Source organism: Acutalibacter caecimuris (assembly GCF_034335085.1).
Lineage (GTDB): Bacteria > Bacillota > Clostridia > Oscillospirales > Acutalibacteraceae > Acutalibacter > Acutalibacter caecimuris.
In genome coordinates this window covers 13,262-28,479 of the sequence record NZ_JAWXXJ010000015.1, presented here as the reverse complement: position 1 = coordinate 28,479, position 15,218 = coordinate 13,262, and the positions used below count along the sequence as shown (strand labels likewise).

General features: G+C 58.2%; 20 protein-coding genes and 2 pseudogenes. All 22 read left to right on the top strand.

The features are described from left to right. Positions 1–10: 10 nt before the first annotated feature. The 22 genes and pseudogenes from U8U01_RS10235 to U8U01_RS10130 all read left to right on the top strand — a co-directional run bounded on the left by U8U01_RS10235 (position 11) and on the right by U8U01_RS10130 (position 15,216). A complete protein-coding gene (locus U8U01_RS10235; protein WP_322173914.1) occupies positions 11–838 on the top strand; it encodes a virulence protein in 828 nt (275 codons plus the stop codon). Continuing rightward, positions 835–1,059 carry a DUF4314 domain-containing protein gene (locus U8U01_RS10230; protein WP_322173912.1) on the top strand — a complete coding sequence of 75 codons (225 nt, stop codon included), beginning with the start codon at positions 835–837 and terminating at the stop codon, positions 1,057–1,059. Before U8U01_RS10235 ends, U8U01_RS10230 begins: the two co-directional genes overlap by 4 nt. Then, on the top strand, positions 1,031–1,366 hold the full coding sequence (locus U8U01_RS10225) for a DUF6809 family protein (protein WP_322173911.1): 336 nt from the start codon (positions 1,031–1,033) through the stop codon (positions 1,364–1,366). The genes U8U01_RS10230 and U8U01_RS10225 overlap by 29 nt, the downstream gene beginning before the upstream one ends. A gap of 125 nt (positions 1,367–1,491) precedes the next feature. Beyond that, positions 1,492–2,439 (top strand): amidoligase family protein, encoded by a 948-nt coding sequence (locus U8U01_RS10220; RefSeq protein WP_322173909.1) that lies wholly within the window; start codon positions 1,492–1,494, stop codon positions 2,437–2,439. Positions 2,440–2,536: 97 nt separating this feature from the next. Continuing rightward, complete coding sequence (locus U8U01_RS10215; RefSeq protein WP_322173907.1) at positions 2,537–3,010, top strand: gamma-glutamylcyclotransferase family protein; 474 nt, start codon at positions 2,537–2,539, stop codon at positions 3,008–3,010. Continuing rightward, positions 3,000–3,197, top strand: a complete 198-nt coding sequence (locus U8U01_RS10210) for a hypothetical protein (RefSeq protein ID WP_322173905.1) — start codon at positions 3,000–3,002, stop codon at positions 3,195–3,197. Before U8U01_RS10215 ends, U8U01_RS10210 begins: the two co-directional genes overlap by 11 nt. Positions 3,198–3,214: 17 nt before the next feature. After that, the gene (locus U8U01_RS10205; protein WP_322173904.1) at positions 3,215–3,805 is read left to right on the top strand and encodes a hypothetical protein; all 591 of its coding nucleotides are present in this window, start codon (positions 3,215–3,217) and stop codon (positions 3,803–3,805) included. Positions 3,806–3,824: 19 nt separating this feature from the next. Beyond that, positions 3,825–3,995 (top strand): hypothetical protein, encoded by a 171-nt coding sequence (locus U8U01_RS10200; RefSeq protein ID WP_322173902.1) that lies wholly within the window; start codon positions 3,825–3,827, stop codon positions 3,993–3,995. A gap of 117 nt (positions 3,996–4,112) precedes the next feature. Beyond that, positions 4,113–4,856 carry a hypothetical protein gene (locus tag U8U01_RS10195; RefSeq protein WP_322173900.1) on the top strand — a complete coding sequence of 248 codons (744 nt, stop codon included), beginning with the start codon at positions 4,113–4,115 and terminating at the stop codon, positions 4,854–4,856. Between the two features lie 19 nt (positions 4,857–4,875). Further along, entirely contained in the window at positions 4,876–5,115 is a 240-nt protein-coding gene (locus tag U8U01_RS10190) for a hypothetical protein (RefSeq protein ID WP_322173898.1), read from the top strand. After that, positions 5,099–5,293: a hypothetical protein gene (locus U8U01_RS10185; RefSeq protein WP_322173896.1), complete on the top strand. Its 195-nt coding sequence runs from the start codon at positions 5,099–5,101 to the stop codon at positions 5,291–5,293. Before U8U01_RS10190 ends, U8U01_RS10185 begins: the two co-directional genes overlap by 17 nt. Before the next feature lie 62 nt (positions 5,294–5,355). Continuing rightward, a pseudogene (locus U8U01_RS10180) lies at positions 5,356–6,534 on the top strand (terminase large subunit); the annotation flags it as partial. 26 nt (positions 6,535–6,560) lie between these two features. After that, positions 6,561–7,893: pseudogene (locus tag U8U01_RS10175) on the top strand (phage portal protein). Further along, positions 7,805–8,524 (top strand): head maturation protease, ClpP-related, encoded by a 720-nt coding sequence (locus U8U01_RS10170; protein ID WP_322173894.1) that lies wholly within the window; start codon positions 7,805–7,807, stop codon positions 8,522–8,524. The pseudogene U8U01_RS10175 and the gene U8U01_RS10170 overlap by 89 nt, the downstream one beginning before the upstream one ends. A gap of 13 nt (positions 8,525–8,537) precedes the next feature. Further along, positions 8,538–9,743 (top strand): phage major capsid protein, encoded by a 1,206-nt coding sequence (locus U8U01_RS10165; protein WP_322173893.1) that lies wholly within the window; start codon positions 8,538–8,540, stop codon positions 9,741–9,743. A 25-nt stretch (positions 9,744–9,768) separates the two neighbouring features. Then, on the top strand, positions 9,769–10,080 hold the full coding sequence (locus U8U01_RS10160) for a head-tail connector protein (protein WP_322173892.1): 312 nt from the start codon (positions 9,769–9,771) through the stop codon (positions 10,078–10,080). Further along, positions 10,077–10,412: a head-tail adaptor protein gene (locus tag U8U01_RS10155; RefSeq protein ID WP_322173987.1), complete on the top strand. Its 336-nt coding sequence runs from the start codon at positions 10,077–10,079 to the stop codon at positions 10,410–10,412. The genes U8U01_RS10160 and U8U01_RS10155 overlap by 4 nt, the downstream gene beginning before the upstream one ends. Continuing rightward, positions 10,405–10,836 carry an HK97-gp10 family putative phage morphogenesis protein gene (locus tag U8U01_RS10150; protein ID WP_322173890.1) on the top strand — a complete coding sequence of 144 codons (432 nt, stop codon included), beginning with the start codon at positions 10,405–10,407 and terminating at the stop codon, positions 10,834–10,836. Before U8U01_RS10155 ends, U8U01_RS10150 begins: the two co-directional genes overlap by 8 nt. Further along, complete coding sequence (locus tag U8U01_RS10145; protein ID WP_322173888.1) at positions 10,833–11,168, top strand: hypothetical protein; 336 nt, start codon at positions 10,833–10,835, stop codon at positions 11,166–11,168. The genes U8U01_RS10150 and U8U01_RS10145 overlap by 4 nt, the downstream gene beginning before the upstream one ends. A gap of 11 nt (positions 11,169–11,179) precedes the next feature. Beyond that, positions 11,180–11,782 carry a major tail protein gene (locus U8U01_RS10140; RefSeq protein WP_322173886.1) on the top strand — a complete coding sequence of 201 codons (603 nt, stop codon included), beginning with the start codon at positions 11,180–11,182 and terminating at the stop codon, positions 11,780–11,782. Positions 11,783–11,785: 3 nt separating this feature from the next. Next, complete coding sequence (locus U8U01_RS10135) at positions 11,786–12,169, top strand: hypothetical protein (RefSeq protein ID WP_322173884.1); 384 nt, start codon at positions 11,786–11,788, stop codon at positions 12,167–12,169. Positions 12,170–12,375: 206 nt separating this feature from the next. Next, complete coding sequence (locus U8U01_RS10130; RefSeq protein ID WP_322173883.1) at positions 12,376–15,216, top strand: phage tail tape measure protein; 2,841 nt, start codon at positions 12,376–12,378, stop codon at positions 15,214–15,216. The last annotated feature ends 2 nt before the right edge of the window (positions 15,217–15,218 follow it).

Here is a 15,218-nt window from a genome sequence, read left to right as displayed (position 1 = left end):
GGTCCACATCATGACCATCAACTACAACGTGACCGGTTCTGAGCGCAAGCGCCTGGCCGATTACATTTCCGGATTCATGGGCTCGGACAAAAAGTACCTTGGCGCGCCGACCTTCGCCTACCAGATCGGCTACCTCACCGTCAGCAAGGACGGCGCGGTCAGTTTCGAGGATCGGGGTTACAACAGCGACATCGACACCCTGATGACTGAACTGGAAGGTCAGGGGTTCCATACCGAGGACACCATCGTCAAGCCCAACACCGCCGAGCAGGAGGCCGTTCCTGCCACCGATGAGAACCTGGACAAGGAATGGCCCGCCGAGGCGGGAAACGGCCCACAGAGGCCAAACATGGGCCTTACGGTGGCAATCCCGCTGGACAAGGTGCAGATCGATAACCTCGACCGCATCCTGGCGGCTAAAGGAAGTCTTATCAAAAAGGCCCTGGGCATTGATGCCCTGCCGGTTGAGGTCGGCGAAAATACCCTGTCTTTCCCCTGGCTCTCCGAGTTGCCGGGGCCGGACGCGGCGAAAGCCTATACCCACCTTATTTCCGCCCTCTGCAAGATGAGCGTTAACCAGAAGCGTATCACTGCCAGGGAAAAGGAAGTCGGCAACGAAAAATACGCTTTTCGGTGCTTTCTCCTCCGGCTGGGCTTCATTGGAGCCGAGTTCAAGGACGAACGGAAAATCCTGCTCCACAACCTCTCCGGCAACAGCGCGTTCAAGTACGGCCAGCGCCACACCGAGGCCCTCCAGCCGGAGCTGGCCGAGGCCCTGGCAGACGAGCTGCTGGTTCAGCAGGTCAATGCCTCTTTCGGAGAGGAGGCGGCATCATGAGAGCCGTGACCCCGGAAATTCTAACCAGCCTGCAAGAGCAGTTCCCGCAGGGGGCGCGGGTAGAGCTGCTCCGCATGGACGATCCCCAGGCCCCGCCCATTGGTACCCGCGGCACTGTGATTGGCGTGGACGATATCGGCTCCATCATGGTGGCCTGGGACAGCGGCGGCTCCCTCCATGTGCTGTACGGAGTTGACAAGTGCAGAAAGGTGGGCGAATAAAATGCGCAGCATCATCAAAGAGTTTTACCTCGGCAATATTTCCCCTGACGCTACCGCCATCAAGCAGACCTCGGAGCTGAGAAAATCGGTGGAGGCGATGTCCGATGCCGAGTCCTTCCTCCGGGAACATCTGGACGGTGAATGCCTCGCTGAGTTGGAGCGGCTAGTGGATGCCCAGCTCACTACCAGCACCACCATGGCACAAGAACGCTATATGGATGGGTTCCGCACCGGGGCCAGGTTCATGTTGGACATCTTGGCTGGCGAGAGCGAAAACCTTGCTTCGCTGGTGCAAACTGAGCTATAAATTACACAATTCCTCTCTCAAATGATTGTGAGTTTTATAGTTTCATATTCTCTTGCTATATCCTCCGTTTCACGCTAATATGTCACTACCGAAAAGGAAATACACCAAAAACGGAGGGCATTACCATGACCGAGAAGATAGCAAACCAAATCGCCGAGATGAAAAAGCAGACCATTGGGGTCGAAATAGAGATGAATAACATCACCCGCCAGCACGCCGCCAAGCTTGCCGCCGAGTTCTTTGGAACCGGGAGTTACGGAGATACCGCCTACCGCAACGGTTATTACACCTGGTCGGCCTGGGATGCTCAGGGCCGCGAGTGGAAGTTCCAGAAAGATGTGAGCATCGCAGGGCCGGACAGCGAAAAGTGCGAACTGGTGACCCCCATCCTCCGCTACGAGGATATTGAAAGCCTCCAGGAGCTGGTGCGGCGGCTGCGCAAGGCTGGGGCCAAGAGCGACGCCACCAGAGGGTGTGGAGTCCACATTCACATCGGCGCAAAAGGCCACACCCCGCAGACCCTCCGCAACCTGGCAAACATCATGGCCAGCCACGAGAGCCTCCTGGCTGATGCCCTGGACCTGGACCGCTACCGCATGAGCCGCTACTGCCGGACGGTGAACCCCCGGTTCATCCAAGCGGTCAACCAGCGCAAACCCAGCACCATGAGCGGCCTCGCCGACATTTGGTATAACAGCAACGACGCCAGCTATGGGCGCAGCCAGCATTACAACGACAGCCGCTACCATATGCTCAACCTCCATGCCACCTTTACCAAGGGTACAATTGAATTCAGGCTCTTCCAGTTCGATGCCCCGGCGGATGGGAAAAAGAACGGCCTCCACGCCGGACAGCTCAAGAGTTACATCCAGCTTTGCCTCGCGCTCAGCCAGATGGCCAAGACGGTCAAGACTGCCAGCCCCAAGCCCCAGCAGAACGAGAATCCAAAATACGCCATGCGCACTTGGCTCCTCCGCCTGGGCTTCATCGGCGAGGAGTTCGCCACCGCCCGCGACCTGCTGACCCGCCGCCTCGCCGGAGACGCAGCCTTCCGCAACGGACGCGCCGCTTGAAGGAACCGCAGGAGATAGCCTCCTGCCACCTCTACTGACCGCTTCGGCGGTCTTTAGGTGGTAGAAGGGTATTTCCTTCGGAAAGGATGGAAATAAAATGGCAAAGAGATATTACATCGCCTACGGCAGCAACCTCAACGTCCGCCAGATGCGGGTGCGCTGCCCACACGCTACGTTTCTTGGCACAGCAAACCTCAAGGGCTGGGAACTGCTTTTCAAAGGGAGCAAGACTGGCTCCTACCTCACGATTGAGGAATGCAAGGGCGGTACGGTCCCTGTGGTGGTCTGGGAGGTAACGGAATCGGACGAAGCGGCCCTGGACCTTTATGAGGGCGCACCCACTTTCTATTATAAAAGGAACCTCAAAATCCAGTACAAGGGCATCCGCACGGGACGGCGGAGAACGGTGACAGCGTTCGTGTACATCATGCACGAGGAGCGCCCAATTGATGTTCCCACGAGCCGATACATGAGAACCTGTCTGGAAGGGTATGATACCTTCAATTTTGATAAGAAAGTGCTGGTTGCGGCTTACGATAAATGCAGGGAGGTGTGCGGCTATGAAGGATAACGTGATACGTATGGTAGTCTGCCCCAGGTGCGGCCAGCCTTACACTGCGCCTCCGGCCACGGCCAGAGACGGCAGCGGTCCTATCTGCCCTGACTGCGGTACCAGAGAGGCACTGGAAAGCATCGGTGTGGACATCGCCGAGCAGAACAAAATCATCGACACCATCCACCGCCACACGCAGGTGTAAGTTACACAGTTTCAGACGTGTATAGCTATTTTTCCCTGCAAAAGTTTGATCCCCAGACGCAGGCGGCGATCGCGGCCTATCTGGACCCAAAGGCCACGCCGGGGAGCCTTTACGCGCCATCGCAGAACATGAACTACGCCATGCGGCAGGGCCTTCCGCTTACGCGGAGCCAGCAGGCCATGCGGGACGGCTTGATGAACGGTATGCACAACCTGGGCGAGAACCTGGAAATGACCCGGTTCTGCCGGGTCGACTATATGGCGGACCTGGGCTGTGCGAATTTCGACAGGATGAAAATCACCACGCTCCAGCGGCGGCTGGTGGGGCAGACCTACACCGACCACTCCTTCCTCAGCGCGTCCTGCAATAAGTTCTCCAAAGCGCCGGGAAGGAACAGCTTCACGGACAAGGCGGTCAAGCTGAACATCAAGGCTCCGGCATCGGCGCAGGCGCTCATGCCCGGTACGGGTCCGGGCGGCAATTTTGGAGAATTTGTGTTCGCGCCGAACCAGAACTACCGCATCACGGGCGTTCGCTGGACAGGCCAGCGGGGGCGTTCCGGCGCGAAATACTACAAGCAGATCGAACTTGACGTGGAAATTTATTAAAAGGAAAGAGGTAAGGACGATGGCAGAAAAGAAAAAAGCAAAATCGGCTGCGCCGGTGAAGGAGCCTGGCTTTTTCTCGGACCACGGATACGGAAACGGGACGGCGATCACTCTGCATGACCCGCCCCAGAAGCAGAAGGGCTCAAAAGCCGTGAAAAGCGCCAGGGCCGCTAAAAGCAGGCGGAAATAGCAGGGCCACAGCCGCAAACAGCATAAATGACACAAACCGTACTCCCCCGGGAGCGCGGTTTTTTTGTGCAGTTTATGCGGGGACATTGACTTGACTTCATGGAGGTGATGATTTAATATGGGAGGCAGAGGCAGCGGAAGCGGGCGCAGCGGCGGTGGCGGAGGAGGAAGGCCGGCGGGACCCATCCGGCTGGACACCATGTCGGACGCACGGCTTGCTTCTTTTATCCAGCAGTCTAACAGCGCGGTCCTGCCGCCTGGGTACCGTGATGAACCCACACAGCGGTTGATCCTTGCCGCCGGGTGGAACGAGCAGCCGCAGATCGTATCTTCTGCCCAGGCAGAGGCATTGGCACGGAAGCGAGGCGCGGTCGCGCTGTACCGGACGGTCAACGATGACCATCGGTATTCCGGGAAAAGTTCTCAGCAGATCGCGGACGAGTTCCGCGCGGGCACGCAATTTCAGGCAAGCGGCCATGGCGGGCAGGCATACGGCGGAGGCGCTTATTTCTCCAACAGTCACCGCGGCTCACAAGGGTATGGGTATGGCTCGGCATCCACTATTGGGGCCGTGCTGAATGACAAGGCGCGGGTAATTGATTCATCCGCCTTGAACGGCTCCGCCGGAATAAGCTGGGTCCAATCCCATCCTACTGCGGCACGGGCGCTGGGCGTCTCGGTCAGAAACGGCAGAGTGCAGGGGGCGTCCACATCAAAAACCGCAATGGCAATGGCGATGGGATATAACGCAGTGAGCAACAATGTTGGCGCCAGGGAAAAATATTACACCATCTTCGACCGGAGCATCCTGACCACCAGCACGAAGAACTATTACACCACAAAAAGCATGAAAGGCAGATAATGGAAGGAGGTACACTGTTATGGCAAAGACAGCGAAAGAAGCACTGGCCGGAGTCACCGAGCCTTGGAAGGGTATCATGACAAAGGAAAACTACGACAAGTACACCAAGGGGATGCCTAAGGCGGAGAAAGAGGATTTCGACCTGGGGCTTGTCACCCACGACACGAACTGCCTGATGTCCCTGGGGGCCTTGGGGCTCTATGAGCCCGCGAAGAGGCGCACCGGCGCAAGGAGGAAGAATAATGGCGCGAAGAAATAAGGCGTCCGCCGCCAAGCGCCGTCCTATCGTGAAGGAGGCGGCAGTTCCCGGCGGAAAGATACTCACGCGGGAGGATGGAGCGGAACGATTCGTCGCCACCTCCTCCGGCGCCCTGCCGCAGATCACCTACACAAAGGTGAAACGGAGCAGCGGCAAGATTCAAGGCAAAATCATATGACATAGCCTGCCTGGGGGCGACCCCGCGGCAGGCTTAATCTTTGTCTTTTTATAGGTGTGATCATGCGGAAACTCAAACGCTACAAGCCCACGAGGCTCAAGGCAAAGGACTCCCGATACGACCAGGCGGCGGCAGATTTTGCCGTCGCTTTTATTGAGAGCCTGCGCCACACCAAGGGCACCTGGGCCGGAAAGCCCTTTGAACTCATCGACTGGCAGGAGCAGATCGTTCGGGACATCTTCGGCATCCTGAAGCCCAACGGCTACCGCCAGTTCAATACCGCCTACATCGAGATACCCAAGAAGCAGGGCAAATCGGAGCTGGCTGCGGCTGTGGCGCTCCTGCTCCTCTGCGGGGACAACGAGGAACGGGCCGAGGTGTACGGCTGCGCGGCCGACCGGAACCAGGCCAAGATCGTCTTCGATGTGGCGGTGGACATGGTGCGCTTCTGCCCGGCCCTGATGAAGCGCGTGAAAATTCTGGAATCCCAGAAGAAGCTGGTCTACAAGCCCACCAACAGCATCTACCAGGTGCTTTCCGCGGACGTGGCAAACAAGCACGGCTTCAATACCCACGGCGTTATCTTCGATGAACTGCATACCCAGCCCAACCGAAAGCTCTACGATGTCATGACCCAGGGCTCCGGCGACGCCAGGATGCAGCCGCTGTATTTTCTCATTACCACCGCCGGGAACGACACCAACTCCATCTGCTACGAGATACACCAGAAGGCCCTGGATATTGAGGCGGGGCGGAAGATAGACCCCACCTTCTACTCCGTCATTTACGGCGCGGACGAGTCCGAGGACTGGACGGACCCCAAGGTGTGGAAGAAGGCCAACCCCTCCCTGGGGATCACCGTGGGCATCGACAAGGTGAAAGCCGCCTGTGAGTCGGCGCGGCAGAACCCCGGTGAGGAGAACAGCTTCCGCCAGCTGCGGCTGAACCAGTGGGTAAAACAGTCCGTCCGTTGGATGCCCATGGAGAAGTGGGACGCCTGCGCTTTTCCGGCAGACGAGGAGGAGCTGGATGGCCGGGTGTGCTATGGCGGGCTTGACCTCTCCAGCACCACTGATATCACGGCGTTTTGTCTGGTGTTCCCACCGCGGGATGAGGAGGATAAGTACAGCGTCCTCCCATATTTTTGGATTCCGGAGGACAGCCTTGACCTTCGGGTCCGGCGTGACCATGTGCCTTACGATGTATGGGAGAAGCAAGGCTTTCTCCAGACCACGGAGGGCATCTTGTTTATATAGGAGGGTTTGCAATGGGCATATTCAGCAGTCTGTTCCGTTCACGGGACCGTCCCGCCAACCGCACGGCGGGCAGCGCGTACAGCTTCCTCATGAGCGGAAGTTCCAGCGGGAAGTACGTCAACGAGCGGAGCGCCATGCAGATGACGGCGGTCTATTCCTGCGTCAGGATACTCTCCGAGGCAGTGGCAAGCCTGCCGCTCCATGTGTACAGATACACGGGGACGGGCTCGGAAAAGGCGTCTGAGCATCCGCTCTACTCCATCCTGCACTATGAACCAAACCCGGAAATGACTTCTTTTGTGTTCCGGGAAACCCTCATGACCCACCTGCTCCTGTGGGGCAACGCCTACGCCCAGGTCATCCGCAACGGCAAGGGCGAGGTCATCGCCCTGTACCCGCTTATGCCCGACCGCATGACGGTGGACAGGGACAGCAGAGGACGGCTCTACTACGAATACCGCGCCAGCGACGAGGACCCCATGACCTCAAAGAAGGGCACGGTAAAGCTCCAACCGCCCGATGTGCTGCACATCCCCGGCCTGGGCTTTGACGGGCTGGTGGGCTACTCCCCCATCGCTATGGCAAAGAACGCCATCGGGCTTTCTATCGCCGCGGAGGAGTACGGCAGCAAGTTCTTCGCCAATGGCGCTACACCCAGCGGGATACTGGAATATCCGGGCACGGTCAAGGACCCGGACAGGGTGCGTGAAAGCTGGAACGCCGGATTCGGAGGCAGCTCCAACGCGCACAAGGTGGCGGTCTTGGAGGAGGGCATGAAATACACGCCCATCTCCATCTCCCCCAATGAGGCGCAGTTTCTGGAGACCAGGAAGTTTCAGATCGATGAGATCGCCCGCATTTTCCGGGTGCCGCCCCACATGGTGGGCGACCTGGACAAGAGCAGCTTCTCCAATATCGAGCAGCAGTCCCTGGAATTCGTGAAATACACGCTGGACCCATGGGTGAGTCGATGGGAGCAGTCCATCGCCAGACGGCTGTTCTCGGAGGAAGAGAAGAAAAAATACTTCGTAAAATTCAACGTGGACGGCCTCCTGCGGGGCGACTACCAGTCCCGGATGCAGGGCTACGCCACCGCCCGCCAGAACGGTTGGATGTCCGCCAACGATATCCGGGAGCTGGAGAACCTGGACCGCATCCCCGCCGAGGAGGGCGGCGATCTGTATCTCATTAACGGCAATATGCTCCCGCTAAAGAATGCGGGGGCATTTGCATCTGAACAACAGGAGGGATTCTGATGAAGAAATTCTGGAACTGGTCCAACCGGGCGGCGCCGGAGCGGACATTGTTTCTGGGCGGCACCATCGCGGAGGAAAGCTGGTTTGACGATGACGTCACTCCCCAGCTTTTCAAGGACGAGCTGAATGCCGGGGACGGAGATATCACCGTCTGGATCAACTCCCCCGGCGGCGACTGCGTGGCTGCGGCCCAAATCTACAATATGCTCATGGATTACAAGGGGAAGGTGACAGTCAAAATTGACGGCATTGCCGCCAGCGCCGCATCGGTCATCGCTATGGCTGGCGCGAAGGTCCTCATGTCCCCGGTGTCCATGCTCATGATCCACAACCCCGCCACCATCGCTTTCGGGGACAAGGCGGAGATGGAAAAGGCCATCGCCATGCTGGCCGAGGTCAAGGAGAGCATCATGAACGCCTACGAGATCAAGACCGGGCTATCGAGGGCGCGGCTTTCCCACATGATGGACGCGGAGACCTGGATGGATGCCAACAAGGCGGTGGAGTTGAGATTTGTGGACGGCATCCTGTCCCGCACCCAGGCGGAGGACGAGGCCCCGCCCGCTGGCTCCATGCTGTATTCCCCGGCTGCGGTGGTCAATTCTCTCATGGGGAAAATCGCCGCCAAGACCCATATCAGCAAGCCTAATTCCGAATCTACACCCACAGGCCGTTCCATCGACACACTGATGGAGCGGCTTAATCTTATGAAATTTTAAGGAGGTACTGACCATGACTATTCTTGAACTGCGCAAGAAACGCGCCAAGGCGTGGGAGGCCGCAAAGGCTTTTCTGGACAGCCGCCGCAACGAGAAGGGCGTCCTGTCCGCCGAGGACGATGCCGCCTACACCAAGATGGAGCAGGACATCACCGATTTGGGCAAAGAAATCGCCCGCCTGGAGCGCCAGGAGGCCCTTGACCGGGAACTGGCCATGCCTACCAGCAAGCCCATTACCGACCGTCCTGACGCGGCAGACGGGCGGACGGGCCGCGCCACGGACGAGTACCGCGCCAGCTTCTGGGACATTATGCGCTCCAAGGCCCCCATGCCCCAGGTGGTGGACGCTCTGCGCATCGGCGCGGACACGGAGGGCGGCTACCTGGTGCCGGACGAGTATGAGCACACCTTGGTACAGGCTTTGCAGGAGGAGAACATCTTCCGCAGCCTCGCCCACATCATCCGTACCGCCAGCGGGGAGCGAAAGATCCCCGTGGTGTCCTCCAAGGGCACTGCCTCCTGGATCGAGGAGGGCGGCGCTTTCCCCGAGAGCGACGACGCCTTCGGCCAGGTGACCATAGGTGCCTATAAGCTGGGGACCACCATCAAGATTTCCGAAGAGCTGCTCAACGACAGCGTGTTCGATCTGGAGAGCTATATTGCCAGGGAATTCGCCCGGCGCATCGGCAGCAAGGAGGAGGAAGCCTTCTTCTCCGGGGACGGCGCGGGCAAGCCCCTGGGGGTACTGGCGGACAAGGGTGGAGCGGAGGTCGGTGTGACCGCCGCCCCCGCCACCGGCATCACCGCCGATGAGCTGTTGGACCTCTACTACAGCCTGTTCTCCCCCTACCGCAAGAAGGCGGTGTGGGTGGTGAACGACTCCACCATCAAGGCCATCCGCAAGCTGAAGGACAACAACGGCCAGTACCTCTGGCAGCCCGGTCTCATCGCCAACGCTCCGGACACCATCCTGGGCCGTCCCGTCAAGACCTCCGCCTTCATGCCCTCCATCGCCGCCGGGGCCAAGTCCATCCTCTTTGGCGACTTCAACTATTATTGGATCGCCGACCGCCAGGGCCGCACCTTCAAGCGGCTGAATGAGCTGTACGCCACCACCGGGCAGGTGGGTTTCCTCGCGTCCCAGCGCGTGGACGGTAAGCTGATCCTGCCGGAGGCGCTGAAGGTGCTGAAGAATAAAGGCACTACATCTGCCGGTTAAAACATTGTAACGGGAGGCGGCAGCTATGTCAATTCTTTTGGATAGAGTCAAAGATAACCTGATTTTGAATCACTCGGAAGATGACACACTCATCGAGAGCTACATCACTGCCGCCATCGCCTATGCAGAAAGTTACCAGCACATCCCGGAGGGGTACTATCGGAAAAATCCCATGCCCGCAACCACGGAGCAAGCCGTCATCATGCTGTCGTCCCATTTCTATGAGAGCCGGGACGGCAGCACAGGCGGCTTTTTTGCGGACAGCGCCGCGGCGGCTAGACAGGTATGGACGACCGTAAACAGTTTACTCCGGCTGGACAGGAGGTGGCAGGTCTGAGCTTTGGTAAGATGAATACAACCATTGATATCATGGAGCAGCGGAAGGTGCTGGACGATGATGGGTTTTCCTCCATGGAGGATGTGACTGTTGCGTCTGTCCGTGCATATCGGGAGGGGCGGCACGGTTCAGAGAGGTGGGCCAATATGGCTGCATTCTCCGAGGCCACCGACCTGTTCCGGTTTCGCGTTATTCCTGGCCTGACCATCACCACGGCAATGACGCTGGTGTGCGGCGGGGAGCGATTTCAGATAACGTCAGTAGAGGCTGCGAAAGGCCGGGGGATGTACCTGGAAGTTATGGCAAAGGCGGTGAATTCCAGCAGTGGCTAGGATGGAGATCAAAATGCCGGATGAATTTTTGGTGCGGCTTTCCCGGCTTGGCGATAAAACGGACGCTGTTACGGAGAAGGTCTTGCAAGCAGGCGGCAAGGTGCTGCTGGCAGAAGTCAAGGCCCATCTGTCCGCTGTGGTGGGTAAAGACACCAAGCACCCCTCCCGCTCTACTGGGGAGCTGGAAAACTCCCTTGGTCTTACCTCTGTAAAGATTGACCGGGATGGCAACGCCAATATCAAGGTGGGCTTTTCGGAGCCACGCTCTGAAGGGGACAGCAACGCCAAAATCGCCAACATTCTGGAGTACGGCAAGCACGGACAGCCCCCCAAGCCCTTCCTGAAACCGGCAAAAACCGCCGCAAAATCGGCCTGTGTGTCCACCATGCAGAAGAAATTTGACGAGGAGGTGTCCAAGCTGTGAGCATTTTAGCTGATTTGCAGAAAACGCTGGGCAAGCTGTCTGCCCCCATAGAGACCGGCGTGTTCCAAGGCCCCGCCCCGGATGAATACATGGTCATTGTTCCGCTGGACGACACCTTCGATGTTCATGCGGATAACAGCCCCGGCGTTGATGTGCAGGAGGCCAGGATCGCTATCTACTCAAAAGGCAACTACACTAAGCTCAAAAACGCAATCGCCAAGAAGCTGCTGGCCGCTGATTTCACCATAACCAGCCGGAGCTACATCGGCTTTGAAACAGATACTGGCTACCACCACTACAATGTGGACGCCGCAAAATATTACGAAATGTGAGGTGCTTTATCATGGCAACGATCGGTTTGGACGCCCTCCACTACGCGGAGATCACCGAGGACGCGGAGGGCAACGAGACCTACGGCACGCCCGTTAAGCTGGCAAAGGCCATGTCGGCGGAGCTGTCCGTAGCCCTGGCAGAAGCCACGCTCTACGCGGACGATGGCGCGGCGGAGGTGGTCAAGGAGTTCAAGAATGGCACGCTCTCCCTGGGCGTGGACGACATCGGCCCCACCGCCGCTGCCGCGCTGACCGGCGTGACCATCGACAAGAATGACGTGATCATCTCCACCTCGGAGGACGGCGGCAAGCCTGTGGCTATCGGATTTCGTGCCCGTAAAGCCAACGGCAAGTACCGCTACTTCTGGCTCTATCGGGTGAAATTCGGCATACCCTCCACAAACCTCGCCACCAAGGGTGACAGCATCACCTTCTCCACGCCCACCATCGAGGGCACGGTCCTGCGCAGGAACAAGGAGGACGCGAGGGGCCAGCACCCGTGGAAGGCAGAGGTCACAGAGGGGGACAGCGGCGTTACTGCCGCTACCATTTCAGACTGGTACAGGCAGGTGTACGAACCGGCATACACCACGGAACCGTCAGGGGAGGGCTAATGTATGGATACTGAGAGAAGCGCGGTCGTGAACATCGGCGGCGAGGAGCATCGGCTGATCCTCACTACCAAGGCCACAAAGGAGATCGCCGCCCGCTACGGCGGTCTGGAGAATCTTGGCTCCAAGCTCATGAAGTCCGAGAATTTCGAGATGGCCATTGGCGAGATCGTCTGGCTCATTACGCTGCTTGCCAACCAGACCATCCTCATCCACAATTTCAAGGACCCCGACAACCGGCAGGAATTGCTTACCGAGGAAATGGTGGAACTGCTCACTACACCCCTCAATCTGGCAACCTATAAGGAAGCCATCACCGAGGCCATGTACAAGGGCGCCCAGCGCAATATCCAGAGTGAGGAAAGCCCAAAAAACCTATCGGTCGGGTAACGGATGAAGAATTCTTTACCCGGCTGCTTTATTATGGCACAGCTTGGCTACACCTGTCAATGGACGAGGTCTGGCTTATGCCATTTGGGCTGATTTTGGATTTATGTGAATGCCACCGCCAGTACACCGGGCAGGCCAAGCCCAAACGGGAGCTGTCCATTGACGACATTATTCCAATCGACATCTGATGACGGGAGGTGAGGCTCGTGGCTGACAACTTTGGCGTAAAGATTGGCGTGGAGGGCGAAAAGGCGTTCAAGCAGGCGCTGTACGATATCAACCAGTCTTTTAAGGTGCTGGGCTCTGAGATGAAGCTGGTAGCCTCGGAGTTCGACAAGAACGACACCTCCATGGAAGCCCTCACCGCCCGGAATCAGGTGCTCAATAAGGAGATTGACGCTCAAAAGGAGAAAATCGAGACCCTCCGCGCTGCTCTGGATAATGCCTCCGCGTCTTTCGGCGAGAATGACCGCCGGACACAGAATTGGCAAATACAGCTCAATAACGCTGAAGCCGCCCTCAATAAGATGGTGCGGGAGGTGGAGGAAAACGGCAAGGCCATGAGTGACCTGGGTGACAGCTCGAATGAGGCCGGGGACGCTATGGACGGTCTGGGAAAGGACACAAAGGACGCTGGGGAGGCTATGGAGGATGCGTCCAAGAAATCCCATACCTTGGCGGATGCGCTGAGGAACGGCCTTGTGGCCGCTGCCGAAGCTGCCGCCGTTGCCGTGGGCGCTGCTGTCACAGCGGTTATCGGCTTTGCAAAATCCTCTGTGGAAGTGGGCATGAATTTCGATTCCTCCATGTCGCAGGTTGCGGCCACCATGGGCAAGACTGTGGACGAGATTGGGGAGCTCCGGGACTTCGCTCTGGAGATGGGGTCCACCACTGCCTTTTCCGCCACGGAAGCCGCCGATGCCCTGAACTACATGGCCCTGGCCGGTTACGACGCTGACGAGGCCATGGCAGCTCTGCCCAATGTGCTTAATCTGGCCGCGGCTGGCAATATGGACCTGGCCAGAGCATCGGACATGGTCACGGATGCCCAGTCGGCCTTGGGCCTCTCCATGGACGAGTCCACGGAACTGGTGAACAAGATGGCCATGGCGTCCTCCAAGTCCAATACCAGCGTGGAGCAGCTGGGCGATGCCATCCTGACTGTGGGCGGCACCGCAAAGAATCTGGCTGGTGGCACCACGGAGTTAAGCACAGCTTTGGGCATTCTTGCCGACAACGGCGTGAAGGGCGCGGAGGGTGGTACGGCTCTCCGCAATATCATTCTGTCCCTTTCCGCGCCCACCGACAAGGCCGCTGCCGCTATGCAGGAGCTGGGCCTTGAGGTGTTTGACGCGGAAGGCAATATGCGCCCACTGAACGAGACCTTTGGTGATCTGAACGGCATTCTCGGAACCATGAGCCAGGAGGAGCGCATCGGCGTTCTAAATACCATCTTCAATAAAGTGGACTTGAAGTCCGTCAACGCCCTGCTCTCCAGCACTGTGGAGGGCGTGGGCGATGTGGGCGCGGCCCTGGAAAACTCCGGCATCAACTGGGAAAAATACTCTGACAAAGCCTGGGCTGCGGACGGCGCGGTCAACGGCATGATGGCCGACCTTGTGTACAATATGGCGGAGCTGGGCACCAGCGCGGATGAGCTGCAGGAATATCTGGAGTGGGAATACGGCTTGGATACCGAGGACGCTATTGCTGCCATCGCTGCTGTGGATTCCGCTCTGAACGAGAATGGAACCCGCTGGGACGAACTGAGCGGCTGCATTGACGATGCCAAGGACTCAGCGGAGGAGATGGCCGGTACCCAGCTGGACAATCTCGCCGGGAGCGTAACCCTGTTCAAGAGTGCGTTGGAAGGTGCGCAGATCGCTATTTCTGACGAGCTGACTCCCACCCTGCGGGATTTCACCCAATTTGGCGCGGAGTCGCTAAGTTCCATGACAAAAGCCTTTAAGGAGAACGGCCTGGACGGCCTCATGGACGAGCTGGGCACGGTTCTCAGCGACGCCTTAAACATGATCATCGACTACATACCCCAGATCATCGAGGCCGGTATGCAGCTGCTGGGCGCATTGGGCCAGGGGCTTATGGACAATCTCCCGGTCATCATGGAAGCTGTTACCGAAATCATCATGATGCTGGTGGATGGGCTGCTGACAGCGCTGCCTCAACTACTGGATGCCGGTCTGCAAATCATCGTCATGCTGGCCCAGGGGATTACAGAATCCCTGCCGGAGCTGGTTCCCGCTATTGTTGAGGTAGTTGCACAGATGGTGCAAGTGTTGGTGGATAATTTACCCCTTCTGCTGGACGCGGCTTTGCAGCTCATTTTGGGACTGGCCCAGGGAATCATTGACGCCATTCCCGCGCTGATTGACGCTCTCCCCGCTATTATAACGGGAATCGTAGACTTTATCGTGGGAGCGATCCCCCAGATCGTCGATGCTGGTATCAAGCTTCTGACATCGCTGGTGGCCGCGCTGCCGGATATCATCATGGCAATCGTGGAGGCATTGCCGGAAATCATTAGCGGCATTATTGGCGGGCTCATGAAGGCCATACCACAGCTAATTGCCGCGGGGATACAGCTCTTTGTGGCGCTGGTGGGTGACCTGCCAGCCATTATTGCGGGCATCCTTGCTGCTTTGCCAGAAATCATCTTCGCTATACTGGAGGGCCTTGGCCCCTTGGGCGAAATGCTGTCAGATCTTTTCAGCGGCGCGTGGCAGGGCATCCAAGACATTTTTGCCGGGGCGGGTGACTTCTTTTCCGGCGTATGGGACGATATCTGCGGTGTGTTTGACGGCATAGGCGGCTGGTTCGGCGGCCGTTTCCATGAAGCCAGTGATGCGGCGCAGTCCGCCTGGGACGGGGTTACCTGCCTGGATAGCCGCTGGGGAATAAAGCGAAACGTGCGCATCACCGAGGCCACACAGACCTTTCAGCAGAACGGCGAGGAGTTGGAGTTGACCTTTGGGGAGAGTATGCCCACGCTGCTGAACCGAATCAAGCAGATTGCGAAAGGGAGATAGGG

What these genes read in the sequence shown, in the direction of transcription:
- U8U01_RS10235 (WP_322173914.1), top strand. Translation starts at nt 11, where the DNA reads ATGACCATCAACTACAACGTGACCGGTTCTGAGCGCAAGCGCCTGGCC.
- U8U01_RS10230 (WP_322173912.1), top strand. Translation starts at nt 835, where the DNA reads ATGAGAGCCGTGACCCCGGAAATTCTAACCAGCCTGCAAGAGCAGTTC.
- U8U01_RS10220 (WP_322173909.1), top strand. Translation starts at nt 1,492, where the DNA reads ATGACCGAGAAGATAGCAAACCAAATCGCCGAGATGAAAAAGCAGACC.
- U8U01_RS10215 (WP_322173907.1), top strand. Translation starts at nt 2,537, where the DNA reads ATGGCAAAGAGATATTACATCGCCTACGGCAGCAACCTCAACGTCCGC.
- U8U01_RS10210 (WP_322173905.1), top strand. Translation starts at nt 3,000, where the DNA reads ATGAAGGATAACGTGATACGTATGGTAGTCTGCCCCAGGTGCGGCCAG.
- U8U01_RS10200 (WP_322173902.1), top strand. Translation starts at nt 3,825, where the DNA reads ATGGCAGAAAAGAAAAAAGCAAAATCGGCTGCGCCGGTGAAGGAGCCT.
- U8U01_RS10195 (WP_322173900.1), top strand. Translation starts at nt 4,113, where the DNA reads ATGGGAGGCAGAGGCAGCGGAAGCGGGCGCAGCGGCGGTGGCGGAGGA.
- U8U01_RS10190 (WP_322173898.1), top strand. Translation starts at nt 4,876, where the DNA reads ATGGCAAAGACAGCGAAAGAAGCACTGGCCGGAGTCACCGAGCCTTGG.
- U8U01_RS10185 (WP_322173896.1), top strand. Translation starts at nt 5,099, where the DNA reads ATGGCGCGAAGAAATAAGGCGTCCGCCGCCAAGCGCCGTCCTATCGTG.
- U8U01_RS10170 (WP_322173894.1), top strand. Translation starts at nt 7,805, where the DNA reads ATGAAGAAATTCTGGAACTGGTCCAACCGGGCGGCGCCGGAGCGGACA.
- U8U01_RS10165 (WP_322173893.1), top strand. Translation starts at nt 8,538, where the DNA reads ATGACTATTCTTGAACTGCGCAAGAAACGCGCCAAGGCGTGGGAGGCC.
- U8U01_RS10160 (WP_322173892.1), top strand. Translation starts at nt 9,769, where the DNA reads ATGTCAATTCTTTTGGATAGAGTCAAAGATAACCTGATTTTGAATCAC.
- U8U01_RS10140 (WP_322173886.1), top strand. Translation starts at nt 11,180, where the DNA reads ATGGCAACGATCGGTTTGGACGCCCTCCACTACGCGGAGATCACCGAG.
- U8U01_RS10135 (WP_322173884.1), top strand. Translation starts at nt 11,786, where the DNA reads ATGGATACTGAGAGAAGCGCGGTCGTGAACATCGGCGGCGAGGAGCAT.